A 25,266-nucleotide genomic window follows, 5' to 3' on the forward strand; every position below is an offset into this window, starting at 1 on the left:
CAGATCGCCGTCATGGGCGCCTCCGGCGCCGTCGGGTTCGTCTACCGCAAACGCCTCCTCGAGGCCGCCAAGAACGGTGACGACGTCGACGCGCTGCGCCTGCAACTGCAACGCGAATACGAAGACACCCTCGTCAACCCCTACGTCGCCGCCGAACGCGGCTACGTCGACGCCGTCATCCCGCCCTCCCACACCCGCGGACAGATCGTGGCCGCCCTGCGCCTCCTCGAACGCAAAATGGTCACCCTCCCGCCCAAGAAGCATGGGAACATCCCCCTATGACCGCTTTCACTGAAGAGCGCACGGAGAACGGTTCGGACACGACGGCCGAGAGGTCGTCGGTCAACGGTTCCGCCGCCGAGGCAGCCCTCGCGGACGCGGACACCACGCTGTTGCCGGGTGCGGAACCGGGTGCCACCGCCTCCGAACCCTTCGTGACGGTGATCAAGGGCTCGCCCACCGATGAGGAGATCGCGGCCCTGGTCATCGTGTTGACGGCCGCCGCGAACACCGGCAGCGGAGACCCCGATTCGCATCTGCCACCGGAGTCCTGGGGTGCTCCGACGCGTATGCACCGCAGTGTGGCGCCCTTCTCGCCGTACGCGTTCCCGAACGTGTCGGCATCCCGGCGTTGACGGTGACGCTGCCGGTGGTCGTGAGGCGCCAACTGTGACGGCGTTCGTACTTGCCTCGGCCTCCCCGGCGCGGCTCGCTGTGCTGCGCAGCGCCGGGGTCGAGCCGATCGTCCGGGTGTCCGGCGTCGACGAGGACGCGCTCATCGCGGCACTCGGTGCCGAGGCGCCCCCGGAGCACGTCGTCACCGAACTGGCCCGCGCCAAGGCGAAGGATGTGCTGCCCGGCCTGACGAGCGAGTGCCTCTCCGACTTCGTGGTGGTCGGATGCGACTCCATGTTGCTGCTCGACGGCGAGTTGCAGGGCAAACCCGGGTCGGTAGAAGTTGCGCGCTCTCGCTGGGCGTCCATGGCCGGCCGTAGCGCGACCCTGCTTACCGGGCACAGTGTTCTGCGGGTGATGAACGGCTCGGTGATCGGCGACGCCCACGAGTCGAGCGCCACGGTGGTTCACTTCGCGAGCCCTGAGGACTCCGACCTCGAGGCGTACCTCGCCACGGGAGAGCCCCTGCAGGTTGCGGGCGCGTTCACACTCGACAGTCTCGGTGGGTGGTTCGTCGAGCGCATCGACGGTGATCCGTCGAGCGTGATCGGGATCGGTCTACCCCTCGTGCGCACTCTGCTCGGCCGGGTGGGCGTCGGTATCGCCGAGTTGTGGGCGACGTCGGGCCGTACCGCCTGACTCTGCTTCGCCCTGCCGGTTCCGCCGCGGAAGGGTGAGCGACGCCACGCCGATTGCCGCGGCCACCGCCGAGATGATCCACAGGATGCGCCGCTCCGCCTGCAGGAAGGCCTCACCCGCCGCCGCACGCGTGGATTCTCGGGCGGCGACCAGCGCGGAATCTGCGATCTGCTGCCCCGAAGCACCCAAGGCCGTAGCGTTTCCCTGCCCGAGCGACCGGCAGTCGTCAGGCACCTTCATCGGCGAGGTGGACCCGAGCTGGTCCGTGGCACACCGCACGAAGGTCTCCTCGGCCCGCGGAACGAGGGCCGCCGGCACACCGACCCGTACCAATTCCGCGGTCAATGAGGGCCTTTCCGCCTGGACAGCCTGCGACGACTGCGTAGCCACCAGGTTGAAGAACACCACCCCGATCACGGCGAGGCCGAGGGAACTGCCTACCTGCTGGACCGTGGGAAGCAACCCGGACACCGAGCCCGCATTGTCCGGTCGCACAGTGGCGAGGATCGCCGTCTGCAGGGGGGCGACGAACAACCCGAGCCCGGCACCTCCCAGGAACAATGGACCTGCCAAGGCCCCCCACCGTGGATCGGTGCCCTCGTGCTGTAACTGCGCGGCCAGCACGACGAGCGAGCCCGCGAACAAAAGCATCCCCAGCGGAAGTACGAGGTTGCCGATTCGCCGGTAGACCACCGAAGACGCCAGCGCGGCGAGACCCGTGCCCAGCGCCCACGGCACCGTCATCACCCCCGCCCGCAACGGGGAAAATCCGAAGCCGAACTGGAGCGTGAGCGAGATGGTGAAAATCAGCGACGTAAGTGTCCCGAAGAATACGAAGGCGATGGCGGCGCCGATCGAAAACGCACGATCGGCGAACAGTTCCACTCGCAGCACCGGGTCGCCACCCCGGCGCCCGAGACGCCACTCGTACACGACGAAGGTGATGAGCACCGGCACCGAGCAGGCCAGCATCACCACGATCGAGGTCGGCCAGTCCCGCTCGCGTCCCTCCGCCAGCGGGAAGATGAGCAGGAAGAGGCCCAACGCCGACAGGACGGCGCCGCCCACGTCGAGGCGCCGGACACCGTCAGCCTTGGCGTCGACGAGATAGAAGTACCCGAGCACCAGCGCGGCGATGCCGAGCGGGATGTTGACGAAGAAGATGAGGCGCCACCCCCAACCGAGCAGATCCCACTGGATGAGAAGGCCCCCGACGAGGGGACCTGAGATCGTCGCAAGCCCGATGGTCGCTCCGTAGATACCGAAGACCCGCGGGTGGGCACGTTGGGGAAACAGGCCCGAGATGATGGCGAAGGTCTGGGCAGACATCGATCCGGCAGCCAGGCCCTGCACGGCCCGCGACAGGACCAATTCCATCGGCGTCTGTGCCAGCCCGCAGAGCAGGGATGCGAGAACGAACACGGCCAGAGCGGTGAGGAAGATCCGGCGCCTGCCGAGCAGATCACCCAACCGAGCGGCCGTGATCAGCGAACATGCGAACGAGAGGGTATACACGCTCACCATCAGCAACTGGGCAGACACCGAAGCGCCCAGGTCGACCGCGATGCTCGGCAGCGCGACGTTGACGATCGTGGCGTCGAGGAGTTGCATGAACACGGCGGCGAGACTGGTGGTGAGACCCAGCCACGGGGCCCATCGACCGAGCTCTCCGCGGTCGGGGACTTCATGCTGTGTCACAGGCATCCGCACAGGCTAGTAGCCCGAAGTGCGCCGTGGGTTGTGAGGTAGGTCAAAGATTCGGGACGCTACATCAGGAAGTTGCAGCGTAGGGGGCGTTTGATCGACACTTGACTGGGCTGGAACCGACCTGTAATCAATCTCCGTACTCCGTTACCTCTCGCGGTAAGGCACTCAGTGCCGCATCCTGTTGCGAGACGCGCGTGCACGACCGAACTCGCACACCTCGACATTCGACTACCTCAGGAGCCGCTCGATGGACTTGAACTTGATCACCCACTGGAGACCACAGCCTGGGAGGGTCGTCGAGTGGAAAGTCACGGACGTGAGTGCACGAGCGGCTGCGCAGGCTCCGATCGACCCTGCCCCGCCGACCACCATGCAGGAACGACATCTGAGGCGGGCACGACTCGCCGTGCAGAACGGGGAGACGCAATCCCCCTGGATCGGTATCGCGTTCGATTTTCCCGGCAGACTCGACAGGGCCGCCATGACGCGAACCCTCGAGCGGTACGTTCTGCGGCACGACACCCTTCACAGCTGGTTCTCGTTCGCCGACCCAGCAGCAGATCCCACGGATACGACGAATCCCGTTCGGCGACACGTCGTTCCGGCTGAGTCCATCAACCTCGCCCCAGCCGAGGGCGCCGTTCTGGACAGGCCTGAGCACGTACGCGACCACGTCGCGACACGCTTCGCGAACGACACCAGTGCACTCGCCTGGCCGGCCTTCGTATTCGGTGCAGTGGAACACTATGCGACTGACGCACCCGACGCCGAGGAGAGCTTTACGCTCTTCCACGCGATCGACCATGCGCACACCGACATGCAGTCGATGATCCTGATGTTCGCCGAGACGAGAATGATCTACCAGGCCGAACTCGACGGCGTGGAGCCGGAATTGCCGGACCCCGGCAGCTACGTGGACTACAGTCGGCGCGAGCGTGAGAAGGCCGCGACGTTGACGATGGCGTCTCCGGAGGTGCACAGCTGGATCGGTCACCTCACCCGTAATGGAGGAAGCTTCCCGAGCTTCCCCCTCGACCTCGGAGCGTCCGACGCGCCGAAGCCGGCAATCGGCAGCCGGTTCGAGCTGGCCGACGCACGGGACTGCGAACTGTTCGGGGTCGCATGCAAGGCCAATGGTGCCAACTTCATCGGTGGTGTATTCGCGGCACTGGCCATCACCGAGCACGAGCTCGTCGGACGCGACCGTTACATGGCGCTCTCCCCGGTCACCACCCGCAACGATCCGCAGTTCTATTGGTCACAGGGGTGGTTCATCAATCTTGTTCCGGTCGGATTCGAATTGGACGGCGCCACCACGTTTTCCGCGCTCGCGCAGCGCGCGCAAGAGGCATATCGCTCAGGGAAGACTCTCGGCGAAGTCTCGGTGCAACAGGTGATCGACACGGTGCTGGCCGCCTCGGGCCCCGGCACCCTGTCACAGCACACAACACTCACGCCTCCCCCGATCGTGTCGTACATCGACGGACGCAGATTGCCCGACACCGAGAACTTCTCGTCCACCCGCGCCACCGGCATCGTGGGAGGGAAAGCAACCCAGATCGCCTCCATCTGGATCAACCGGGTCCTCGAAGGAACGTGGATGGCCATTTCCCATCCCGATACCCCGGAAGCGCATCGCTCCGTCGCCGCCTATACAGGACGCCTGTCGACCATCATGAGAACCGTCGCCCGCGAAGGTGATTACCCGATCTCGTCCTTCACTCCGGCGGCCTCGGGAACTCGCCCGCAGGAGGGGGTGCGCTAGTGCACGTCACGTCCATCGACAAGTACATGCTCGAACCCGGCATTGTGACCGAATGGTCCGTGGACCCGGGGGTGGTGTCGCAGTCGGCGGTGCCGCCGTCCTACAACCAGCAATTCCACCTCGACACGGCGCGCACCCACGGTAACGGCCGGAGTGTATGGATGGCAGCGGCTTTCGACCTTCCGGGCCGGCTCGACAAAGATGCCCTGGAACTCGCGCTCGTTCACTTCATCCGGCGTCACGACACCCTGCAGACCGGGTTCGATGTCACCTCCGACGTGTTGATGCGGGTCGATCTCGACCCTGCCCTCGCCTCGGTGGTCGCCTCCGATCCGGTGCTCACGTCGTCACCGGACGAGCTTCGTGACCACCTGCGCCGCCGCTTCACCGAGGCCTGCGACCCGTTGACGTTTCCCGCGTATCTCTTTGCCACCATCGAGCGGGACGACCACTACACCGTTGTCAGTGCCTTCGATCACACTCTGGTCGACGGCTATTCGCTGGTCATTGCGCTGGGTGAACTCAGACAGATCTATCAGAAACTGTTGTCGCACAGCGTGCCCCACGACATCACCGCGGCGGAGTTGACCGAGGGACTCGGCGATCCCGGCAGCTTCCTGCGGTATTGCGAACTCGAGGCCGAGACGCCGGTCACCGAGCTGGGTGACCCCCGGGTTCGTGAATGGGCACGGTTCTACGAGCGGTGCGGCGGCACCGCGCCGAGTTTCCCGTTGGACCTGGGTGTCGAAGCCGGCAAACCCGCACCGCAGGGCGCCGACGTCCGCCCACTACTGGGCACCGCCGACGCCGAACGCTTCGAGGAGATCTGCTTCGACTCCGGCGGAAGTCTGTTCACCGGCACGCTTACCGCGATGGGGTTGGCTGTCCAGTCGATCAACGGCACATCCCGGATGCCGCTGCAGTTTCCGCTGCACATTCGCCAGGACCCACAGTGGGCAAACGCACTCGGATGGCTCACGACGAGTGCCCCCCTGACCGTGGAGGTTACCCCCGACGGCGACTTCCAGTCCTCGCTGGCGCACACGCATGCGTCCTTCCGCACCGCCCTGACCTTGAAGGGCGTCACGATGGCCCAGGTCCGCGAATCGCTCGGCGACGCGTACCGGCGAACCCGGACGGACGTGTTCATGGTGTCCTACATCGACTACCGCCGACTCCCGGGCACCGACGATCACGACGAGTTGAACGCCCACCACATCAGCAACGTGACGGTGGCCGACGACGCACAATTCTGGATCTCACGAACAGGGAGGGGCCTTGCGCTGCGCTCCCGATTCCCCGAAACCCCGACGGCAAGGCGTGCGATCACCGACTTTCTCGAACGGCTGCGCGAGATCATGCTGAACATTTGCGAGAACGGTGTCGCACCCATCGCCGAACTGACCACCCAGCTGCACCTCGAGGGCACTCCCGTCATCTGACGCCTGCCCAGCTCGGTCGGACGGATCGACAATGCGTTGCCGCATGGTCAGCGCGATGTCGACCGCCCGCATCCGTGCACGGCCTGCGACCTCGCCGCCGAACAGGTCGTCGACACTGGCGGTCCACAGCTCGACCCATCGGTCGAAGTGCCGGTCGGTGAACCCGTGCTGACCGTGCAGCGCGCGGTGGACGGCGAGGACGCCGCCGCGGTAGCTGCCGGACCCCAGAAGGACCGACTCCCAGAAGTCGCACATCACGGGGAGATGGTCGTCGAGTCCGACGGTCGCGAGTGTGTCGAACGCCGGTCGGAGGATCGGATCCGTGAACGCCCGTGCGTAGAAGTGCCGCAGCAGCAACTCCAGGTCGGCGCGGGTCGAGATGTCGGGCATGAAACCTCCGTTCATGGGCGAATCTCCGCACGCCGAACGCGCTGCGGCGAACCCCCGGACGGTTACTGTGAACGCCGTTCGGACGAACTCGAGCCGTCGGCCTAGAATTGGCTTTCGTCCCACCGAGTCTGCCCCGTCGTCCAATCCCGCAGGAGCCCGCCCGTGCCCGTAGCGCCAGATCCCACGCCCTCCTTCGCCGAGTACGCCCACCCCGAACGGCTGGTGTCGACGGAGTGGCTCAACGCACATCTGGGAGCGCCCGGCCTCAAGGTGGTGGAGTCCGATGAAGACGTCCTTCTCTACGACGTCGGTCACATCCCCGGCGCCGTGAAGGTCGACTGGCACCTCGACCTCAACGATCCGGTCACCCGCGACTACATCGATGGCGAGAAGTTCGCGGAACTGATGAGCCGGAAGGGCATCAGCCGCGACGACACCGTCGTGATCTACGGCGACAAGAGCAACTGGTGGGCCGCATACGCGCTCTGGGTGTTCACCCTCTTCGGGCACGAGGACGTCCGCCTCCTCGACGGTGGCCGCGACGCGTGGATCGCCGAGAACCGCGACACCGCGTTCGACGTACCTGACATCACTCCCACCGACTATCCGGTGGTGGAACGCAACGACGCCCCGATCCGGGCGTTCAAGGACGACGTGCTCGCCCACCTCGGCAAGGGCCCGCTCATCGACGTGCGTTCTCCTCAGGAATACACCGGCGAGCGCACACACATGCCCGATTACCCGGAGGAGGGCGCACTGCGCGGCGGTCACATCCCGAGTGCGCAGAGCATTCCGTGGGCCAAGGCCGCGGCGCCGGACAGCCGTTTCCGCTCGCGCACGGAATTGAACGAGATCTACAGCGGCGTGTCCGCCGCCGACGACATCGTCGCGTATTGCCGAATCGGTGAACGCTCGAGTCACACCTGGTTCGTGCTCACCCACCTGCTCGGCTACCCGCAGGTCCGCAACTACGACGGATCGTGGACCGAATGGGGCAATACCGTGCGCGTTCCCATCGTCAGGGGTGAGGAGCCGGGCGAGGTCCCCGGCTCGCCGTCATGACACTGATGCCCGATTCCCTTGCCGAGATCGTCGACGACTTCGCTGCCGTCGACGGTTCCGACAAGCTGCAGCTGCTGCTCGAGTTCAGCCGTGAACTGCAACCTCTGCCTGCCGAACTCGAGCAGGACGCCATGGAGCCCGTTCCGGAGTGCCAGTCGCCGCTGTTCCTGTCGGTGGACAGTTCCGATCCCGAGCACGTGCGACTGCATTTCAGCGCGCCCCCGGAGGCACCGACGACGCGCGGTTTCGCGTCGATCCTCCAGCAGGGTCTCGACGGCCACAGCACGGCCACGATCCTCGGCGTACCCGACGACTTCTACTCCGCCCTCGGGCTGGCGGACGCCGTCAGCCCGCTCCGGTTGCGCGGCATGTCCGCGATGCTCGCGCGAATCAAGCGGCATCTGCGCGGCTAGGCCGGAATTCAACGACAGCCTATGGAATTCACAGAACTCGCCGATTACCCCATACCCGTGGGAGCACTCACCGAGTGGTTGCCCTGTGCGCGCTCGGCGTGGATCGACGATCCACGCCCGGCGTCGTACATCCACGAGGCGCACCTGCGCCGCTGCGCCGCTGCCGACGGGCGTGAGTCCTGGCTCGGGACCGCTTTCGAGATCGAGGGCCGCCTCGATGTCGCCGCTTTTCAGTCGGCACTCGAGAAGTGGACCGACCGACACGAGGTGCTGCGCTCACACACCTCGTTCGATCCCGCCCACGACACCATCCGCCGGCGCACAGTACCGGCCGGCGGATTACACATCGGCGTCATCAGCCACGGTTACGACGCTGCGGGCGGTGACAACTTCGCCCACCTCCAGCAACTGTTCGACGAGTACGCGTCTCCGCACAGCTGGCCGTCCTATGTGTTCGCGACGCTCGAGCCGGTGGAGCGCGATCGGTTCACCGTGTTCTTCGCTGCCGACCACTCGATCATCGACGGGTTCTCGATTGTGCTGGTCGCGCACGAGCTGAGGGCGCTGTACGAAGAAATTCTGTCGGGTCGCGCCGCCAACCTGTTTCCGGTCGGTAGTTACGTCGATTTCGGGCGGGACGAGCGGGAGTCACCCACCGACGCCGACGTGCAGCGCGAGGCACTCGACGTGTGGCGGGGTGCTCTCGCCGATCGAGGACTGCCGGAGTTCCCTCTCGAGATCGGGCCGCGCACACACGATGCGCAGCAGAACCTGTCGGCGTGGATTCTCGACGCCGATCAGGCAGCGGCCTTCTCTACGGCTTGCAGAGACGCCGATGTGGGGTTCTTCTCCGGGCTCCTGGCGTGCTTGGGCCTGGCAGGCGCGGAAGTCGCCGGGCAGCAACGTTTCCGCACCATCACGCCGGTCCACACCCGGCATGCGCCCCAGTGGGCGTCGGCGCTCGGATGGTTCGTCGGGCTCAGCCCGGTCGATTTCGAGCTTCCCTCCCACGAGTTCGGGGAGGTGGCCCGCGCCGCGGAAGCGAGCACGGCCCGGACCAAGCCGATCGCCGTCGTCCCGTTCGACCGGATCGAGCGAGAACTCCACCTCCCCATCAGGCCTCGCTTCGTCGTCTCCTACATGGACGTCCGTTTCGTCCCGGATGCGGGCCAGTGGGTCGACCGCAATGCCCGGGCGCTGCGAAGCCGGCAATACACCCACGATGTCTATGCATGGATCAATCGCACACCTCGGGGAGTCAATCTGGCGGTCCGATATCCGGGCAACGACATCGCTGCGGCGAGCGTCCACACCTGGGTGGCGAGCCTTCGGCGGCAACTAGAACAGGTTGCAGTAACCTACCCGTCGGTAGGGCGCGAAGTGTCGCTGAAGCCCTGACCAAAATCTCGATCCGGTGACGACCGCGTTCGGTTCAGTGCTTAGACTCCGAAGTGATGCCCGTATCCCACCGCTGGTGCGACTTCACGGAACCACCGCGGCGACCGACCACATGAACCACAGGAGGCTCAGTGCCCAGTCATGCCAGCGCGCACATCACGAAGGTGCTCGTCGCGAACCGCGGTGAGATTGCAGTGCGGGTGATCCGGGCCGCCGCCGATGCCGGGTACACCAGTGTCGCGGTCTACGCCGAACCCGACGCCGATGCCCCGTTCGTGCGCCTGGCCGACGAAGCGTTCGCGTTGGGTGGGCAGACCTCCGCCGAATCGTATCTGGTGTTCGACAAAATCCTCGACGCCGCCGCCAAGTCCGGCGCCGACGCGATCCACCCCGGCTACGGCTTCCTCTCCGAGAACGCCGACTTCGCCCAGGCCGTGATCGACGCCGGCCTGATCTGGATCGGCCCCTCCCCGCAATCGATCCGCGACCTCGGCGACAAGGTCACCGCCCGCCACATAGCCGAAAAGGCGAAGGCCCCGATGGCCGCCGGCACCAAGGACCCGGTCCGCAACGCCGACGAGGTCGTCGCGTTCGCGAAGGAATACGGGGTTCCGGTCGCGATCAAGGCCGCGTTCGGCGGCGGCGGCCGCGGCATGAAGGTCGCGCACACCATCGAGGAAATCCCCGAACTGTTCGACTCCGCCACCCGCGAGGCCGTCGCCGCGTTCGGCCGCGGGGAATGCTTCGTCGAACAATATCTGGACAAGGCCCGCCACGTCGAAGCCCAGGTCATCGCCGACCAGCACGGCAACGTCATCGTCGCCGGCACCCGCGACTGCTCCCTGCAGCGCCGCTTCCAGAAACTCGTCGAGGAGGCCCCCGCCCCGTTCCTCACCGACGACCAACGCAACCGGATCCACACCTCCGCCAAGGCCATCTGCAAAGAGGCCGGCTACTACGGCGCCGGCACCGTCGAATACCTGGTCCAGGGCGACACCGTCTCCTTCCTCGAGGTCAACACCCGCCTGCAGGTCGAACACCCGGTCACCGAGGAAACCGCCGGCATCGACCTGGTGCTGCAACAGTTCAAGATCGCCAACGGCGAGAAGCTCGACATCCTCGAGGACCCCACCCCCCGCGGGCACGCCTTCGAGTTCCGGATCAACGGTGAGGACGCCGGCCGCGGATTCCTGCCCGCCCCCGGCCCGGTCACCAAGTTCGTCCCACCGACCGGCCCCGGCGTGCGGATGGACTCCGGTGTGGAAACCGGATCGGTGATCGGCGGCCAGTTCGACTCGATGCTCGCCAAACTCATCGTCACCGGCGCCACCCGCGACGAGGCCCTCGCCCGCGCCCGCCGCGCCCTCGCCGAATTCCAGGTCGAGGGACTGGCCACGGTCATCCCGTTCCACCGGGCCATCGTCTCCGATCCCGCCTTCATCGGCGACGGCACCGGCTTCGACGTCTACACCAAGTGGATCGAAACCGAGTGGAACAACCAGATCGAACCGTTCACCGGCGGCCAGCCGGTCGACGAGGACGACTCCCTGCCCCGGCAGAACGTGGTCGTCGAGGTCGGCGGCCGCCGCGTCGAGGTGTCCCTGCCCGGCCAGTTCAGCCTCGGCGCCCCCACCACCACCGGTAACGGTGCCGTCCGGAAGAAGCCCAAGGCCCGCACCCGCGGCGGCGCCGGCGGCGGCGCCGCGTCCGGTGACGCCGTCACCGCCCCGATGCAGGGCACCGTCGTCAAGGTCGCCGTCGAGGAAGGCCAGGAAGTCGCCGAGGGCGACCTCATCGCCGTCCTCGAGGCCATGAAGATGGAAAACCCGGTCAACGCCCACAAGGCCGGCATCGTCACCGGCCTGACCGTCGAACCCGGTGCCGCCATCACCCAGGGCACCGTCCTCGCCGAGCTCAAATAGGTCCGAGATCACTCGCATGTCCGACCTCCCCGACATTCGTATCGGCACGGCCGACCGTGAGCAGGCCCTCGACCTGCTGAGCGAGCATTTCGCGGCCGGCCGCCTGACGGTCGTCGAGTTCGACGAGCGCAGTGCCACCGTGGCCGGGGCGACCACCCGCGGCGAGCTCGATCGGGTGTTCGCAGACCTCCCGATTCCCGCCGTCGCCGCCCCGGCCACAGCGCGCCCCACGTCGACGAAACCCGACGGTGACCACAACTGGCGTCGCATCGTGATGTCGGTGATCCCATTAGTGGCGCTCGTGCTGTTCTTCGTCGTCCCGGTCGACAACAGTTGGTTGTTCTTTCTGATGATTCCGGCCGCCGGAGCAATCCTTTTCGGGACGCGGAACGACCGCGAGCGAGATCGCTGACATGGAACCGATCGAAGTCAATGCCGGCGGCTGGTATCTGCGGGCACTCCGCGCGGATGAACGGGTGGACGACCGGCCGGCCCTCGCCGACGGCGGTATCGACGACGCCGACTACATCGCCCGACGGACCGCGCAGTGGTCGAGCGACGAGCACTATTCGTGGGCGATCTGTCAACCCAACACAGGTGAGATGCTGGCCGAGGTCGGACTGACTCGATCGGGTGATACCGCGGTGCTCACCGGATGGGCTCGGACCGGGCACGACGCCGCCCTTGCCAGTGGCGCCGATGCCGTACAACGCTTCGCGGAGGGCGCGTTGGGGTTGACGGTCCAGCGGTGACGATGCGGTCCGTACCCGTAGTCGCGCTCACCGGGTTGGCGCTGATCATGCTGCTGTCGCCGGCGTCGGCAACGCCAACGGGTCCCGAACACGCCGACAAGGTGGTGCACGCCCTGCTGTTTGCGGCGCTCGCAGGCGCCTCCCGCTACGCACTGCTACCGGTTCGGGTCACGGTGCTGTGGCTTACAGCCTTCGCTGTGGTCACAGAGATCCTGCAGGGCATTCTGCCGATCGGGAGACACGGATCCGTGTGGGATCTGCTTGCGGACACGCTAGGTGTAGTAATGGGCCTCGCCGTTCACTCCGCAGTCATGCGCTCCCGCAGCAACGCCTGACGCTCCGCGTCGAGGCCCAGGCCGTCGGAGAAATAACCCTCGATTGTTCCGAATGACGTCCGCATCGTGGCGAGAGACACCTCCAGGTATTGCCGGCGTACACCGAGCACCGGCTCGAGCAGCGAGGGGTCTCCACCTGCATCGGTGAACTTCTCGAAGACCCCGGCGAAGGACGGCAGTAGCAGTTCATTGGTCAGCAGGTAGTCGTCGAACACGTCCTCTTCACTGACACCGAGCAACAGCAGCAGGGCTGCGGTAGCCCATCCCGTCCGGTCTTTGCCGGTGGTGCAGTGCACGAGAGCGGGTGTGCTGTCATCCGCCGCAAGGTCCCGGAAGAGCTCCCGGTACGACGACACCGCGCTCGGCATCGATACGAAATCACGGTAGCTACCCTCGAAGTATTCGATCGCCCGGCCGCCGCCGAGTTCACGTTCGGCAATCATCGGGTCGGCGATCACCTGGAGCATCTGCGCGGGGATCGATCGGATCCCCTTGTCGGCGAGAACGTCCAGGGCAACTGCTCGGGCCCCGTCCGGCAGCTTGTCGGGTGCAACTTCGCGTTCGTCGGCGGTACGGAGGTCGTAGACGGTCCGAATTCCGAGGTCCGCGAGTAGCGGCATGTCTGTGTCCGCTACCCGACTGAGATCGGTCGAGCGATACAACACGCCAGTGCGCACCTTGGCCCCACTCTTTGTCCGATATCCGCCGACGTCTCTGAGGTTGGGCACGGAGGTGAGCGCAATGGGGGTCATCCGTCGACGGTACCGCCCACCACTCGGCCCAGCGCATCGACGGCGGCGTCGAGTTCTGCGGTAGTGACGTTCAACGGAGGACGGAACCGTATCCCGCACTTACCAGTCGGGAGAACAAGTACCCGTTCGCGCTCTCGCAGTGCCGTGACCACTTGGTCCCGCCGCGATGTCGTCGGCAGGCTGATCGCGCACATCAGGCCGCGACCACGAGGCTCTCTGATCTCTGGCACTGCCGCGGCCAGCTGGCGGAGCCGCTCGAGAAGGTGCGCCCCCGTCAACCGGGCGCGGTCCACCAGGCGATCGTCCTCGATGACCTCGAGGATCCGGCGCGACCGCACCATGTCGGTGAGGTTGCCACCCCAGGTGGAGTTGATGCGGGAACTCACTGCGAACACGTGGTCCGGGATCTCGTCCACCCGGCCGCCGGCCATGATTCCGCACACCTGGGTCTTCTTGCCGAATGCCACGACGTCGGGGCGAACACCCAGTTGCTGATACGCCCAGTTGGTTCCGGTCAGTCCACACCCGGTCTGCACTTCATCGAGAACGAAGAGGGCGTCGTTCTCGCGGCACAACTGCTCCATCGCCTGGAAGAAGTCCGGCCGGAAATGGTGGTCGCCTCCTTCGCCTTGGATGGGTTCGGCAATGAAACATGCAATGTCGCAGGGATTGTCGGCAAACGCGCGCCGCGCTTGTTCCAGGGCACGGCGCTCGGCCACCTCGACGTCGCGTCCCTCGGACAGGTAGGGAGCGTCGATCCGCGGCCACTGAAATTTGGGGTATCGCGCTACTTTCCCCGGTTCGGTGTTCGTCAGCGACATCGTGTATCCGCTTCGGCCGTGGAAGGCCTCGGTCAGATGCAATACCTTCGTTCCGAGCGCGGGGTCGATGCCGCGGCGTTCGTTGCATCGGCTCTTCCAATCGAAGGCGACCTTCAACGCATTTTCGACCGCGAGGGCACCGCCGTCGACGAAGAACAGATGCGGCAGTGCGGGATCCCCGAGTACGCGGAAGAAGGTGTCGACGAAACGCGCCATCGGCACCGTGTAAATGTCCGAGTTGCTCGGCTTGTTGATCGCCGCTTCCACCAGCTCCTCACGGAAGTCGTCGCTCTCCGCCAGCGCCGGATGATTCATGCCGAGTGCGGACGAACCGAAGAACCCGAACATGTCGAGGTAGTCGGTTCCGTCCCGCTCGTCCACGAGGTGCGTTCCTCGAGACTGCTCGAGATCGAGCACCAGGTCGAAACCATCGACCAGAATGCGCGCACGCAGTACGTCCTGGACCTGGTCGGCGGACAACTCGCCCCCGCCGCCGGGAAATCGAATCGCTGTGCTCATATCGAGAGATTACGTCATATTTCCTGCCATACGCGTGTCAACCGAGAAAACATACGGCGAGTCCGCTAGCTGTCGTAAAATGTCTGGAGGATGATCGTGCTGCGGGTGTGTACGTTGGCGGTAGCGCGGATCTCCTGAAGGAGATGTTCGAGCTCCCGGGGGGACGCCACCCGCACCAGCAGAACGTAGCTTTCGTCGCCCGCCACCGAATGACACGCCTCGATGGCAGGCAAGTGGCGCAGACGGGCAGGCGCATCGTCCGGTTGGGACGGATCGAGAGGGGTGATGGCGACGAACGCCGACAAACCGTGGCCCAGCGCTTCGGGGTCGATCTTCGCGGTGTACCCGCGGATGATCTTTCGGGCTTCGAGCCTGCGGACCCGGGACTGGACCGCAGAAATCGACAATCCCGCCTTCTCGGCGAGAGTCGCCAGGGTCGCACGGCCGTCGGCAACCAACTCCTGCATCAGAACCCGATCGATGTCGTCGAGAGGAGTATGGGGTGTGTCGCTGCGAAAAGATTCCACCACCAGCGCAGGCTAGCCCAGCGGAGGTGCGTCATGGTTGAAACGTGGGAGCTCCGAGCCCGGTTCGCCCGCGCACTGTCGGTGTTGTACTGCCGTGAGGTACCGATTTACACCACGCTCCGACAGGTGACCGGGGAGGTCAACGCCGATTTCGCCGAACGCGAGCCCGCGGAGGCGGAGCGATGGGGCAGCCTCGACCGAGTCACCGCGGAGCTGCACGGCGCGATCCGCTTGGGTAGTGCCGCAGAACTGCGTCAGGCCGCGATACTGTTTGCCGGATTCGGGATGCACCCCGTCGGCTTCTACGACCTGCGCGATGCCGCCACCCCTGTACCCGTCGTCGGGACCGCCTTCCGTCCGATCGACTCGTTCGAACTGGACCACAACCCGTTCGGCATTTTCACCTCGGTGCTCACGACTGCGGATCGCCGGTTCTTCGACGCCGATCTGCACGCACGCCTCGAAAGGTTTCTCGCCGGGCGGTCGCTCTTCCCGACGGAGCTGTTGCATCTCGCCGCGCTCGCCGCCGAAGAGGGAGGTTTGACTGCTCCCTCGGCCGAGCGGTTCGTGTCACTCGCGACCACGGTGTTGGCGCGGGCGAAACTACCGGTCGACAAGGGGTGGTACTCCGAGCTCGAAGCGGTGTCGCCGGTCGCCGCGGAAGTCGGCGCAAGCGCCGGCACCCGCATCCACGCCCTCAGGCCGCGCGTGCTGGACATCGACGAGTTGAGCCGCCGCATGAGGGCGCTGGGCTTCGCGATGGTCGACGGCATTCAGGGACCTCCCGAGTGGGATGGGCCCGCCGTTCTCCTCCGTCAGACCTCGTTCCGCGCGCCGTCGGAGCCCCACCAGTTCATCGCGAGCGACGGAACAGTCGTGGGAGAAGGGTTCGCGGGGGCCGAGGCTCGTCGCCTCGCCCTGACGCCTCCCGGACGCGAGCTCTACGACCGGTTGGCTGCCGCGGACGCCGACGCGGCCGAGTGGGAGCGCCGGTTCCCGCGCACCGAAGCCGAACTCGACAGTCGAGGGATGGCGTACTTCACGTATCGACGCGAGTATGGCCGGCACATCGCCGAACCGATCGTGTACGAAGACTTCCTCCCTGCGCCGACGAATGGCGCATGTACCCGCGCCGAGGTCGACTGCGGCGCCCGGTACCACCTACCCTGGCTCGCCGAGACACTCGGCCGGGCCGTGCACGACCCGTACGCGCTCTATCAGGAGCAGCAGGACAGATCCCGAGAGAGGACAGCATCGTGAACCTTCCCGCCCCCGAGGAGTTGCGTCGACGCGCCGAGGAAGCACTGATCAGGTGCGGTGCCGACATCGGTGCTCCCAGCGGTGCACTCGTGGCCCGAAGCCCCATCACCGGAACCGACTTGCGGACGGTCGATACGAGTAGCACCGACGACGTCGACGCGGCGATCTCCGCGGCCCACGAGGCGTTTCTCACGTGGCGCTCGGTTCCGGCGCCCCAGCGCGGTGCCGTCGTGCGGCGGCTCGGACAGCTACTGACAGAACACAAACGCGACCTGGCGGAACTTGTCACCCTCGAAGCCGGAAAGATCCCCTCCGAGGCGCGGGGCGAGGTGCAGGAGATGATCGACATCTGCGAGTTCGCCGTCGGTCTCTCCCGGCAGCTGTACGGCAGGACGATGGCATCGGAACGTCCGGGGCACCGGTTGATGGAGACCTGGCATCCGCTGGGTGTCGTCGGCGTGATCTCCGCCTTCAACTTTCCTGTCGCGGTGTGGTCCTGGAACACGGCGATAGCGTTGGTGTGCGGGGACACCGTGGTATGGAAGCCCTCGGAGAAGACTCCGCTGACGGCGATCGCCTGCGACGCCCTGCTAACGCAGGCCGCACTCGAAGTGGGAGCGCCCACGGGCCTTCACGCACTGGTGCAGGGATCAGTGGACGTCGGCGAGCAACTCGTGGACGACGCCCGGGTCGCCTTGGTCAGCGCCACCGGATCTGTGCGGATGGGCCGCGCCGTCGGACCGCGGGTTGCCGCGCGTTTCGGCAAGAGCCTGCTCGAATTGGGCGGCAACAACGGCGCAGTCGTGGCCCCGTCAGCCGATCTCGACCTCGCTGTGCGCGGCATCGTCTTCTCGGCTGCAGGGACTGCAGGTCAGCGTTGCACATCGCTCCGCCGGTTGATCGTGCACTCCTCCATCGCGGACGAGCTGCTGAACCGGATCTCCGCGGCCTATCGAACATTGACGGTCGGAAACCCCTTCGACGACGGAGTACTCGTCGGCCCCCTCGTGGACTCGCAGGCGTTCGACGCCATGCAAACGGCCCTCGACAAGGCTCGCGCCGACGGCGGAACCGTAATCTGCGGCGGCGAACGTCGCGGGACGGACAGCTCCGCCTACTACGTCTCACCCGCATTGGTACGCATGCCGGCACAAACATCGGTGGTGCGGGAAGAAACGTTCGCGCCCATCCTCTACGCCCTCACCTACGACACATTCGACCAGGCCATCGCGATGCACAACGAAGTCCCGCAGGGGCTTTCGTCGTCCATCTTCACCACCGACCAGCGTGAGGCCGAACGGTTCCTCGCCGCGGACGGTTCGGACTGTGGCATCGCCAACGTCAACATCGGCACGTCGGGCGCGGAGATCGGCGGGGCATTCGGCGGAGAGAAGGACACCGGCGGCGGACGGGAATCCGGATCCGATGCCTGGAAGGCCTACATGCGTCGCGCCACGAACACCGTCAACTACTCCGACCAATTGCCGCTCGCGCAGGGTGTCGAGTTCACCTGATCGCGCCGGTGGAGCGGTTACGCTCGGGACGTGAGCAACTGGGCCGAAATGGCGCGAGAGATCGCCGAGAACGTCCTGTTCCCGGTGGCGGACAGCGTCGATGCCGATGGTGAGATCCCCGACAGCCATTTCGAGACGTTGGCCGCCGACGGCTTCTACGGTCTCGCAGCGCCTGACGACGAGAGCGTGACACCGTCCGTCCTGGTCGATGTACTGGAAACCTTGTGCGGCGGGTGCCTCGCGACCGCCTTCACGTGGATGCAGCATCACGGAGTGGTCGCCGGTCTCGCGGCCTCACCCAACACCACCCTGCAGGGACGGTACCTCGACGGGCTCGTCGACGGCACGGTGCGAGCCGGAGTCGCGCTGGCCGGAGCCATTCCGGTACCACCCACGCTGTGGGCGCGCCGGGTCGAGGACGGGTACGTGCTGGACGGCGTCGCACCGTTCGTCACCGGTTGGGGCATCGTCGATCTGCTTCAGGTTTCGGCCCGCGACGAGTTCGACGACACCATCGTGCACGTCATCATTCCCGCCCAACCGCTTCGCGGGCTCAGCGCAGCAGACCTACCGCTGATCGCCGCCCGCGGCTCCAACACCGTTCGCCTCACCTTCGACGGCCTCGCAGTGCCAGGCGAACTGGTAAGCGCCGTCGTCTCGCCCGACGAATTCGCGAAGAGCCAACTGTTCGGCTCCTGGATCAACGGGTGCATGGCCATGGGCATCACCCGCCGCGCGATCAGCGAACTCGAAACTCTGGGGGTCGATTCGGACCCATTCGAGGAGCAAGCTGCCCGAGCACGACTCGACCTCAACGCGGCATTGGAGGGCAGGGCCGACATCGCCGACGCGCGGGCACGGGCATCCGAACTCGCCGTGCGGACCGCGTCGGCGCTCGTCACCGCCAAGGGCAGCTCCGCTCTGATCGCGGGCAATACCGCCGAGCGGTTGGTGCGCGAAGCTACCTTCACTCTGGTCGCCGCCGGACGTCCTGCAATCAAAGCCGCACTGCTGGATCGCCTGAGCCGCGACTGACCGTCCCACTCCGACGTGTCGGTACGTTCGTCTACGGTCTGACGATTGCCCTGCGAAGCCAGGGTCCCTCCGACCGAAGCGAGTCAACGTGTTCAGGATCGTCCGCGCAGTAGCAGTGGTGTTGCTCGCGTGCGTCATCGGTGCGTATGCCGCGGCGGCCGCACTGCCGCCCGACACGGTCGAAGTGCCGTGGCCGTTCACGCCGGCGTCCGCAGATTCCGACGTCGTCTGACCAAGGTTGGCAGCGAACACAACTTCGCTACGGCACAGCATCACCCCCTTCTCGTGGTGCACGCATTCCACGCCGTGCGTGGTCGATCAACTCGCCGGGATGATGGCGATGATTGATGCGAGGCCTTCGGTCGGGGTCGACGTGCGGCGGCGGAATCCATTCGGTCCTCCCGGGATATCGACCCTCAGCAGTCCTGGTGGCCCACCCGGCGGCGCTGTCGTCGACCCGAGCATGGCAGGCATCACAAGCGAGAGTGAGGCCGTCGATGTCGGTGGTACCGCCTTTCTGCCAGTCCGTGACGTGGTGGACCGCGCACATACTGGCCGGCACCGCGCATCCTGGGCGGGTGCATCCGCCGTCGGCGGCGATCAACGCAAGCCGCTGATCCGCACTGGCCAGACGTCGGCGGCGTCCCAGATGCAGGGGACGACCGTCATGGTCGAACAACACCAAGACCGGGTGGGCCTGCTCGGCCAACGCCAACGCATCCCCGATCGGTAGAAGGCCCCCACTGGCTGTGGTGGCAACCCCTCCGATCGCCCCCTCGAGTTGCTCGAGCGTCATGGTGATGATCGTGGTGGCAGGCAGACCCCGGTGCCGGCCCAGTATTCCTGATTCCAGCACGGCTCGAAACATGGCACTGAACGCGTCGTGGTTGCGTTGCGCCGTGGTGCGCGTGTCCCGGGCGGCCGCGGCGGCGAGAACGTCCGAATCCACAGTGGGGTGCTCGGCATCGCCGGTGGGCGAGGATGGATCGGCCGGATTGTTCATGCCCGGTCGCGCCCACTTGGCAAGAATCGGATCGAGCAGTGCCCGCGCCGTGGGGTCGAGTTCACCGGAGATTCGCGACATCAGTTCTGCGTCCTGCCGGCCGAGGGTGAGTGCCCGGCGGCGGGTGCGGTCGATGTCGTCGCCGAGATTCCCGTCCGGATTCAGATACGCGAGAAGTCGGTGCCCCGCCTGCTCGACGTCCTCGGGCGTCCCGTCACGGGCCACTCGCGCGAGAGTCGATTCCGCTGCCTTGGTGTCGTCGGCGTCGACCGCGTGCGGAATCTTGCGCAGAATTCTCGACACGGCTCGGGCATGATCGGCGCCTATGTCGCCGTTCCGTTGCGCGGCCGCGGTATCGGGCAGAGCGGCCGGGAGAGATTCTCCGGTCGAGGCGTGCCACACCCCGAGTTGCCGGGCCGCGCTGACCCGGGCTGATGCGTCGGCCGCGGATACCCGCAGGACGTCGACCAGGAATCTGTGGGGCGAACGGTAGCCGAAGGATGCGGGCAGGGACCGTTCCACGCTCTCCACAACCAGCCGGTGCGACACCGCACCGGCGCGGCGAAGGGCGCGTTCCAGGTTCCTGATCGCGTCGACCACCTCGGCGTCCGACAATCCCACCACGTCGGCGCCCAGCAACCCGTCCACCGCAGCGGTGAGCAGCGACAGCTGCCCCGCCACCCGGCTCTCCGCCGACCCCCCAGTCGAACTCATGTGCGAAACCTATCTCAGCGCTCCGACACACTTCCCCAAGCGCACTCTCGCCCTCTCGGCCGTTCCGAGCAGACGTGCGGTGTCTGTCGGACCTCCGGTGCACTATGGAACCGTGACCGAAGTCCTCGGCAAGTTCTCTGCCGCCACCAGGGAGTGGTTCGACGGCGCCTTCCCCGCGCCGACGAACGCGCAGCTCGGCGCCTGGGAGTCGATCGCCAGCCGCGCCAACACGCTGGTGGTCGCACCCACGGGGTCGGGCAAGACCCTCTCGGCCTTCCTGTGGTCCCTCGACCAGCTCGCGGCGACGGGCGAGAAGGACCGATCCACCAAGGTTCTGTACATCTCACCGCTGAAGGCACTCGGCGTGGACGTCGAACGCAATTTGCGCGCGCCACTGGTCGGCATTACCCAAACAGCGAAACGGCTCGGCCTGACACCGCCCGAGATCTCGGTCGGTGTCCGCTCGGGCGACACCCCGCCCGCCGACCGCCGCGCGCTGATCAAGAATCCGCCGGACATCCTCATCACCACCCCCGAGTCGCTGTTTCTCATGCTCACCTCGTCGGCGCGGGAAACGCTGACCCGGGTCGATACCGTGATCGTCGACGAAGTGCACGCTGTCGCAGGAACGAAGCGTGGGGCGCACCTGGCACTGTCGCTCGAGCGACTCGACCGGCTCCTCGACACGCCCGCGCAGCGCATCGGACTGTCGGCGACGGTGCGCCCGCACGAAGAAGTGGCACGCTTCCTCTCCGGTTCGGCGCCGATTCGGATCGTCGCTCCACCGTCACCGAAGACGTTCGACCTGACCGTTCAGGTTCCCGTCGAGGACATGACGGAGCTGGGTCTCGCCGAGCCCGCCGAGGGCTCGGCATCGTCGACTCCGCAGGCCGGGTCGATCTGGCCACACGTCGAGGAACAGATCGTGGATCTCGTCCTCGCACACCGATCGTCCATCGTGTTCGCCAACTCGCGGCGGCTCGCAGAGCGACTTACCGCACGACTCAACGAGATCTATGCAGAGCGTAGTGGTGCCGACGTCGACAGAAACCCGAAGCCCGCCTCGCAGATCGGCACCCCTTCCGAGGTCAACTTCGGCGCCGACCCTCTGCTCGCGAGGGCTCACCACGGTTCGGTCAGCAAGGATCAACGAGCCCTCATCGAGGACGACCTCAAATCCGGACGGCTCCGCTGTGTCGTCGCGACGAGCAGCCTCGAACTCGGAATCGATATGGGTGCAGTGGATCTCGTGGTCCAGGTGGAGGCTCCGCCCTCGGTGGCGAGCGGCCTGCAACGTGTGGGCCGCGCCGGACACCAGGTCGGGGAGATCTCCCGCGGTGTCGTGTTCCCCAAGCACCGCACCGACCTGATTCACTGCGCCGTCACCGTCGAACGCATGGTGACCGGCAAAATCGAAGCCCTCGCGGTGCCGGCCAACCCACTCGACATCCTCGCTCAACACACCGTTGCGGCCACCGCACTCGAACCGCTCGACGTCGACGACTGGTTCGAGACGGTCCGCCGCAGTGGATCCTTCGCCTCCTTGCCGCGCTCCGCTTACGAGTCCACGCTCGACCTGCTGGCAGGGCTGTATCCTTCCGACGAGTTCGCGGAATTGCGCCCCCGGCTCGTCTGGGATCGCGAAGCCAACACACTGATGGGTCGTCCCGGCGCGCAACGTCTCGCGGTCACCTCGGGGGGCGCCATTCCCGATCGCGGACTGTTCACCGTCTACATGGTGGGCGAGAAAGCTTCTCGGGTCGGCGAACTCGACGAGGAGATGGTGTACGAGTCTCGGGTCGGGGACGTCTTCGCGCTCGGTGCCACCAGCTGGCGGATCGAGGACATCACCTTCGATCGGGTGCTGGTCAGCCCGGCGTACGGTCAGCCCGGCCGTCTCCCCTTCTGGCACGGCGACGGCCTCGGCCGACCGGCGGAACTCGGTGAGGCGCTCGGACAGTTCCTCCGGGAGATTTCACTCGGCCACGAGACGGAGGTGAAGGAACGGTGCCTCACCGGAGGTCTGGACGGCAATGCCACGAACAATCTTGTTCAGCTGGTCAATGAACAGAAGACCGCCACGGGTCAGGTTCCCACGGATCGCACCCTCGTGGTCGAACGATTTCGCGACGAGCTCGGCGACTGGCGTCTGATCCTGCACTCCCCCTATGGACAGCGCGTGCACGCACCGTGGGCTCTGGCTGTCAGTGCCCGGCTCAGCGAGCGCCATGGTCTCGACTCCAACGCGACTGCATCGGACGACGGCATCATCGTCCGCCTTCCCGACACGGAGGACACACCGCCCGGGGCAGACCTCTTCGCCTTCGATACCGACGAGATCGAGGACATCGTCACCGAACAGGTGGGCGGGTCTGCGTTGTTTGCCTCGCGGTTCCGTGAATGTGCCGCTCGCGCTCTGCTGTTGCCGCGCCGCAATCCTGGAAAACGGGCGCCGCTGTGGCAGCAGCGTCAACGTTCGGCGCAGCTCCTCGACGTCGCCCGCAAGCACCCGACGTTTCCGATTCTGCTCGAGACCGTGCGCGAATGCCTGCAGGATGTGTACGACCTTCCGGCACTGAAGGATCTGTTCCGCCGGATGGCGCGGCGGCAGATCCGCATCGTCGAGGTCGAGACACAGTCACCGTCACCCTTCGCCGGCGCGTTGCTGTTCAACTATGTCGGTGAATTCATGTACGAGGGCGACAGCCCGCTGGCCGAACGCCGGGCCGCCGCCCTGTCCCTCGATTCTGCCCTACTCGCAGAACTGCTCGGCCGTGTCGAGCTGCGCGAACTTCTCGACGCCGATGTCATCACGCAAGCGGAGCTGGAATTGCAACGCCTGCTCCCGGACCGCAAGGCGAAAGACCTCGAAGGCGCGGCCGACCTGCTCCGCATTCTCGGCCCACTCACCACGGAGGAGGTCACCGCACGCTCGACGCAGGATCCCACACCGTGGCTGGACGAGCTGGTTCGCGCCAAGCGTGCCCTCGCCGTCTCCTTCGCCGGCGCCCACTGGTGGACGGCGATCGAGGACGCCGCGCGCCTGCGAGACGGACTGGGTGTTCCGTTGCCCATCGGTACGCCGGCCGCATTCATCGAACCCGTCGACGACCCACTCGGTGACCTGCTCAGCCGATACGCGCGCACCCACGGACCATTCTCGCTCGGTGATGCAGCCGGGCGCTTCGGCATCGGGTCCGCTGTTGCCCGCGACGTTCTGCAACGACTCGCCTCGGAAAAGCGGGTCATGGAAGGGGAATTCCGCCCCGGTGCCTCCGGTAGTGAGTGGTGCGACTCGGAGGTTCTCCGTCGCCTCCGCAGGCGTTCACTGGCTGCAGCCCGCCAGGAAGTGGAGCCCGTCAGCACTGCCACCCTGGGCCGCTTCCTCCCGAGTTGGCAACATGTCGGCGGAACTCTGCGCGGAATCGACGGAGTCGCCACGGTTGTGGAACAGCTTGCCGGCGTGCCGGTTCCCGCGTCGGCGCTCGAGTCGCTGATTCTGCCGTCCCGCGTCGCCGACTACTCCCCCGCCATGCTCGACGAACTGACCTCCACCGGAGAGGTGTTGTGGTCGGGCGCAGGAAACATTTCGGGAAAGGACGGGTGGGTGTGTCTCCACCCGGCCGACACCGCCCCCCTGACGCTGACGACCCCCGCCGAGTCGGATCTGTCCGACCTGCAACGTCGGATCCTGGACACGCTGTCCGGCGGCGGTGCGTACTTCTTCCGTCAGCTCGCCGACACGCTGGGGATGTCCGAGGACGGTGCTTTGGCCACTGCTCTGTGGGATCTCGTGTGGCTCGGGCACATCGGCAACGACACCCTCGCCCCGTTGCGTGCTCTCCTTTCGGACACGTCGAGAACCACCACCAGCCACCGTTCGCCACGGCGCCCACCGCGCGCCCGTGCATACCGCAGCCTCGCAACCCCGGTTCGCACGGCGCCGCCCACCGTCGGCGGCCGGTGGTCGATTCTTCCGGGCGCCGAGACGGATGCCACCCTGCGTGCCAGCGCTACCGCCGAACTTCTCCTCGAACGCTACGGCGTGGTGACACGCGGATCCGTGACGACCGAGAACGTTCCGGGTGGATTTGCTCTGATATACAAGGTGCTCGGCACCTTCGAGGACAACGGGCGATGCCGCCGGGGGCACTTCGTCGAGTCGCTCGGCGGCGCACAATTCTCCACTCCCCACGTCGTGGACCGGTTGCGAAGTTACGGTGATTCGCTGGAAGGCCGGCACACGTCGCTGCCCGCCGTGACACTCGCCGCCAGCGACCCCGCCAACCCGTACGGTGCGGCGCTGCCATGGCCGAAGCGCGGCGACGACGCGCCAGGTCATCGCCCCGGGCGCAAGGCAGGCGGCCTCGTGGTCCTGGTCGAGGGCGAGTTGATCCTGTTCGTAGAACGCGGCGGGCGAACAGTTCTGACGTTCACCGACGATCCCGGTGTACTACGCACCGCGGCGTCTGCTCTCGCCGGAGTGGTCAAACGTGGGGGAATCGACCGAATCGTCGTGGAGAAGGTCGACGGCGAGACCATCCATGGCAGCGATTTCGCGCCGATTCTCACCGAGGCGGGGTTCGCGCCGACGCCCCGCGGCTTCCGGTTGCGAGCCTGA

The 25,266-nt window shown here is 66.3% G+C and carries 23 protein-coding genes; 18 read left to right on the forward strand and 5 right to left on the reverse strand.

Translation table 11 applies throughout. The features are described 5' to 3' along the window. The 3 genes from R4P95_RS24610 to R4P95_RS24620 form a co-directional block, all read left to right on the forward strand. On the forward strand, nucleotides 1–282 hold a 282-nt coding region (locus R4P95_RS24610; protein ID WP_317746872.1), incomplete at its 5' end, for a carboxyl transferase domain-containing protein. Continuing rightward, complete coding sequence (locus R4P95_RS24615; protein ID WP_213577267.1) at nucleotides 279–635, forward strand: acyl-CoA carboxylase subunit epsilon; 357 nt, start codon at nucleotides 279–281, stop codon at nucleotides 633–635. The genes R4P95_RS24610 and R4P95_RS24615, both read left to right, overlap by 4 nt. Nucleotides 636–669: 34 nt before the next feature. Next, nucleotides 670–1,314, forward strand: a complete 645-nt coding sequence (locus tag R4P95_RS24620; protein ID WP_213577266.1) for a Maf family protein — start codon at nucleotides 670–672, stop codon at nucleotides 1,312–1,314. Here the strand turns inward: R4P95_RS24620 and R4P95_RS24625 are convergent. Continuing rightward, a complete protein-coding gene (locus R4P95_RS24625) occupies nucleotides 1,234–3,018 on the reverse strand; it encodes an MFS transporter (protein WP_317746873.1) in 1,785 nt (594 codons plus the stop codon). The genes R4P95_RS24620 and R4P95_RS24625 overlap by 81 nt on opposite strands. 319 nt (nucleotides 3,019–3,337) lie before the next feature. Here R4P95_RS24625 and R4P95_RS24630 point away from each other — a divergent pair, with 319 nt between their 5' ends. The 10 genes from R4P95_RS24630 (at nucleotide 3,338) to R4P95_RS24675 (ending at nucleotide 12,500) form a co-directional block, all read left to right on the forward strand. After that, nucleotides 3,338–4,786, forward strand: a complete 1,449-nt coding sequence (locus tag R4P95_RS24630; protein ID WP_249354531.1) for a condensation domain-containing protein — start codon at nucleotides 3,338–3,340, stop codon at nucleotides 4,784–4,786. Continuing rightward, nucleotides 4,786–6,228 (forward strand): condensation domain-containing protein, encoded by a 1,443-nt coding sequence (locus tag R4P95_RS24635; protein WP_213577263.1) that lies wholly within the window; start codon nucleotides 4,786–4,788, stop codon nucleotides 6,226–6,228. The genes R4P95_RS24630 and R4P95_RS24635 overlap by 1 nt, the downstream gene beginning before the upstream one ends. A gap of 36 nt (nucleotides 6,229–6,264) precedes the next feature. Next, nucleotides 6,265–6,723 carry a hypothetical protein gene (locus R4P95_RS24640; protein ID WP_213577262.1) on the forward strand — a complete coding sequence of 153 codons (459 nt, stop codon included), beginning with the start codon at nucleotides 6,265–6,267 and terminating at the stop codon, nucleotides 6,721–6,723. Nucleotides 6,724–6,780: 57 nt separating this feature from the next. Next, the gene (locus R4P95_RS24645) at nucleotides 6,781–7,680 is read left to right on the forward strand and encodes a sulfurtransferase (RefSeq protein ID WP_213577261.1); all 900 of its coding nucleotides are present in this window, start codon (nucleotides 6,781–6,783) and stop codon (nucleotides 7,678–7,680) included. Further along, nucleotides 7,677–8,093, forward strand: a complete 417-nt coding sequence (locus tag R4P95_RS24650) for a SufE family protein (RefSeq protein WP_109331326.1) — start codon at nucleotides 7,677–7,679, stop codon at nucleotides 8,091–8,093. The genes R4P95_RS24645 and R4P95_RS24650 overlap by 4 nt, the downstream gene beginning before the upstream one ends. Nucleotides 8,094–8,114: 21 nt before the next feature. Continuing rightward, complete coding sequence (locus tag R4P95_RS24655; protein WP_213577260.1) at nucleotides 8,115–9,491, forward strand: condensation domain-containing protein; 1,377 nt, start codon at nucleotides 8,115–8,117, stop codon at nucleotides 9,489–9,491. Between the two features lie 131 nt (nucleotides 9,492–9,622). Continuing rightward, entirely contained in the window at nucleotides 9,623–11,413 is a 1,791-nt protein-coding gene (locus R4P95_RS24660) for an acetyl/propionyl/methylcrotonyl-CoA carboxylase subunit alpha (protein ID WP_317746874.1), read from the forward strand. Between the two features lie 16 nt (nucleotides 11,414–11,429). After that, nucleotides 11,430–11,825: a DUF1707 domain-containing protein gene (locus tag R4P95_RS24665; protein WP_213577258.1), complete on the forward strand. Its 396-nt coding sequence runs from the start codon at nucleotides 11,430–11,432 to the stop codon at nucleotides 11,823–11,825. Between the two features lies 1 nt (nucleotide 11,826). Beyond that, nucleotides 11,827–12,165: a hypothetical protein gene (locus tag R4P95_RS24670; protein ID WP_213577257.1), complete on the forward strand. Its 339-nt coding sequence runs from the start codon at nucleotides 11,827–11,829 to the stop codon at nucleotides 12,163–12,165. A gap of 2 nt (nucleotides 12,166–12,167) precedes the next feature. Then, nucleotides 12,168–12,500, forward strand: coding sequence for a VanZ family protein (locus tag R4P95_RS24675; protein WP_317746953.1), 333 nt, complete (start codon nucleotides 12,168–12,170; stop codon nucleotides 12,498–12,500). Here R4P95_RS24675 and R4P95_RS24680 read toward each other — a convergent pair. The 3 genes from R4P95_RS24680 to R4P95_RS24690 form a co-directional block, all read right to left on the reverse strand. Next, a complete protein-coding gene (locus R4P95_RS24680) occupies nucleotides 12,464–13,252 on the reverse strand; it encodes a tyrosine-protein phosphatase (protein WP_213577256.1) in 789 nt (262 codons plus the stop codon). The genes R4P95_RS24675 and R4P95_RS24680 overlap by 37 nt on opposite strands. After that, nucleotides 13,249–14,592, reverse strand: a complete 1,344-nt coding sequence (gene lat, locus R4P95_RS24685; RefSeq protein WP_317746875.1) for an L-lysine 6-transaminase — start codon at nucleotides 14,590–14,592, stop codon at nucleotides 13,249–13,251. The genes R4P95_RS24680 and lat overlap by 4 nt, the downstream gene beginning before the upstream one ends. A gap of 65 nt (nucleotides 14,593–14,657) precedes the next feature. After that, entirely contained in the window at nucleotides 14,658–15,122 is a 465-nt protein-coding gene (locus R4P95_RS24690) for an Lrp/AsnC family transcriptional regulator (RefSeq protein WP_109331368.1), read from the reverse strand. Nucleotides 15,123–15,152: 30 nt separating this feature from the next. Here R4P95_RS24690 and R4P95_RS24695 point away from each other — a divergent pair, with 30 nt between their 5' ends. The 4 genes from R4P95_RS24695 to R4P95_RS24710 all read left to right on the forward strand — a co-directional run bounded on the left by R4P95_RS24695 (nucleotide 15,153) and on the right by R4P95_RS24710 (nucleotide 19,160). Next, nucleotides 15,153–16,379 carry a 2-oxoadipate dioxygenase/decarboxylase family protein gene (locus tag R4P95_RS24695; protein ID WP_317746876.1) on the forward strand — a complete coding sequence of 409 codons (1,227 nt, stop codon included), beginning with the start codon at nucleotides 15,153–15,155 and terminating at the stop codon, nucleotides 16,377–16,379. Next, nucleotides 16,376–17,893, forward strand: coding sequence for an aldehyde dehydrogenase family protein (locus tag R4P95_RS24700; protein ID WP_213577253.1), 1,518 nt, complete (start codon nucleotides 16,376–16,378; stop codon nucleotides 17,891–17,893). Before R4P95_RS24695 ends, R4P95_RS24700 begins: the two co-directional genes overlap by 4 nt. A gap of 30 nt (nucleotides 17,894–17,923) precedes the next feature. Continuing rightward, nucleotides 17,924–18,928 carry an acyl-CoA dehydrogenase family protein gene (locus R4P95_RS24705; protein WP_317746877.1) on the forward strand — a complete coding sequence of 335 codons (1,005 nt, stop codon included), beginning with the start codon at nucleotides 17,924–17,926 and terminating at the stop codon, nucleotides 18,926–18,928. A gap of 88 nt (nucleotides 18,929–19,016) precedes the next feature. Further along, nucleotides 19,017–19,160, forward strand: a complete 144-nt coding sequence (locus R4P95_RS24710) for a hypothetical protein (protein ID WP_213577251.1) — start codon at nucleotides 19,017–19,019, stop codon at nucleotides 19,158–19,160. Nucleotides 19,161–19,187: 27 nt separating this feature from the next. Here R4P95_RS24710 and R4P95_RS24715 read toward each other — a convergent pair whose 3' ends face one another. Next, the gene (locus R4P95_RS24715; RefSeq protein ID WP_317746878.1) at nucleotides 19,188–20,645 is read right to left on the reverse strand and encodes an HNH endonuclease signature motif containing protein; all 1,458 of its coding nucleotides are present in this window, start codon (nucleotides 20,643–20,645) and stop codon (nucleotides 19,188–19,190) included. A 112-nt stretch (nucleotides 20,646–20,757) separates the two neighbouring features. Here R4P95_RS24715 and R4P95_RS24720 point away from each other — a divergent pair, with 112 nt between their 5' ends. Continuing rightward, a complete protein-coding gene (locus R4P95_RS24720; protein WP_317746879.1) occupies nucleotides 20,758–25,266 on the forward strand; it encodes an ATP-dependent helicase in 4,509 nt (1,502 codons plus the stop codon).

This window comes from Rhodococcus sp. IEGM 27, assembly GCF_033142305.1.
Classification (GTDB): domain Bacteria; phylum Actinomycetota; class Actinomycetes; order Mycobacteriales; family Mycobacteriaceae; genus Rhodococcus_F; species Rhodococcus_F oxybenzonivorans.

Excerpts from the sequence above, each read along its gene's own strand:
- R4P95_RS24615 (WP_213577267.1), top strand. The coding sequence starts at position 279 with ATGACCGCTTTCACTGAAGAGCGCACGGAGAACGGTTCGGACACGACG.
- R4P95_RS24625 (WP_317746873.1), bottom strand. The coding sequence starts at position 3,018 with ATGCCTGTGACACAGCATGAAGTCCCCGACCGCGGAGAGCTCGGTCGA.
- R4P95_RS24650 (WP_109331326.1), top strand. The coding sequence starts at position 7,677 with ATGACACTGATGCCCGATTCCCTTGCCGAGATCGTCGACGACTTCGCT.
- R4P95_RS24655 (WP_213577260.1), top strand. The coding sequence starts at position 8,115 with ATGGAATTCACAGAACTCGCCGATTACCCCATACCCGTGGGAGCACTC.
- R4P95_RS24665 (WP_213577258.1), top strand. The coding sequence starts at position 11,430 with ATGTCCGACCTCCCCGACATTCGTATCGGCACGGCCGACCGTGAGCAG.
- R4P95_RS24670 (WP_213577257.1), top strand. The coding sequence starts at position 11,827 with ATGGAACCGATCGAAGTCAATGCCGGCGGCTGGTATCTGCGGGCACTC.
- R4P95_RS24675 (WP_317746953.1), top strand. The coding sequence starts at position 12,168 with ATGCGGTCCGTACCCGTAGTCGCGCTCACCGGGTTGGCGCTGATCATG.
- R4P95_RS24680 (WP_213577256.1), bottom strand. The coding sequence starts at position 13,252 with ATGACCCCCATTGCGCTCACCTCCGTGCCCAACCTCAGAGACGTCGGC.
- lat (WP_317746875.1), bottom strand. The coding sequence starts at position 14,592 with ATGAGCACAGCGATTCGATTTCCCGGCGGCGGGGGCGAGTTGTCCGCC.
- R4P95_RS24695 (WP_317746876.1), top strand. The coding sequence starts at position 15,153 with ATGGTTGAAACGTGGGAGCTCCGAGCCCGGTTCGCCCGCGCACTGTCG.
- R4P95_RS24715 (WP_317746878.1), bottom strand. The coding sequence starts at position 20,645 with ATGAGTTCGACTGGGGGGTCGGCGGAGAGCCGGGTGGCGGGGCAGCTG.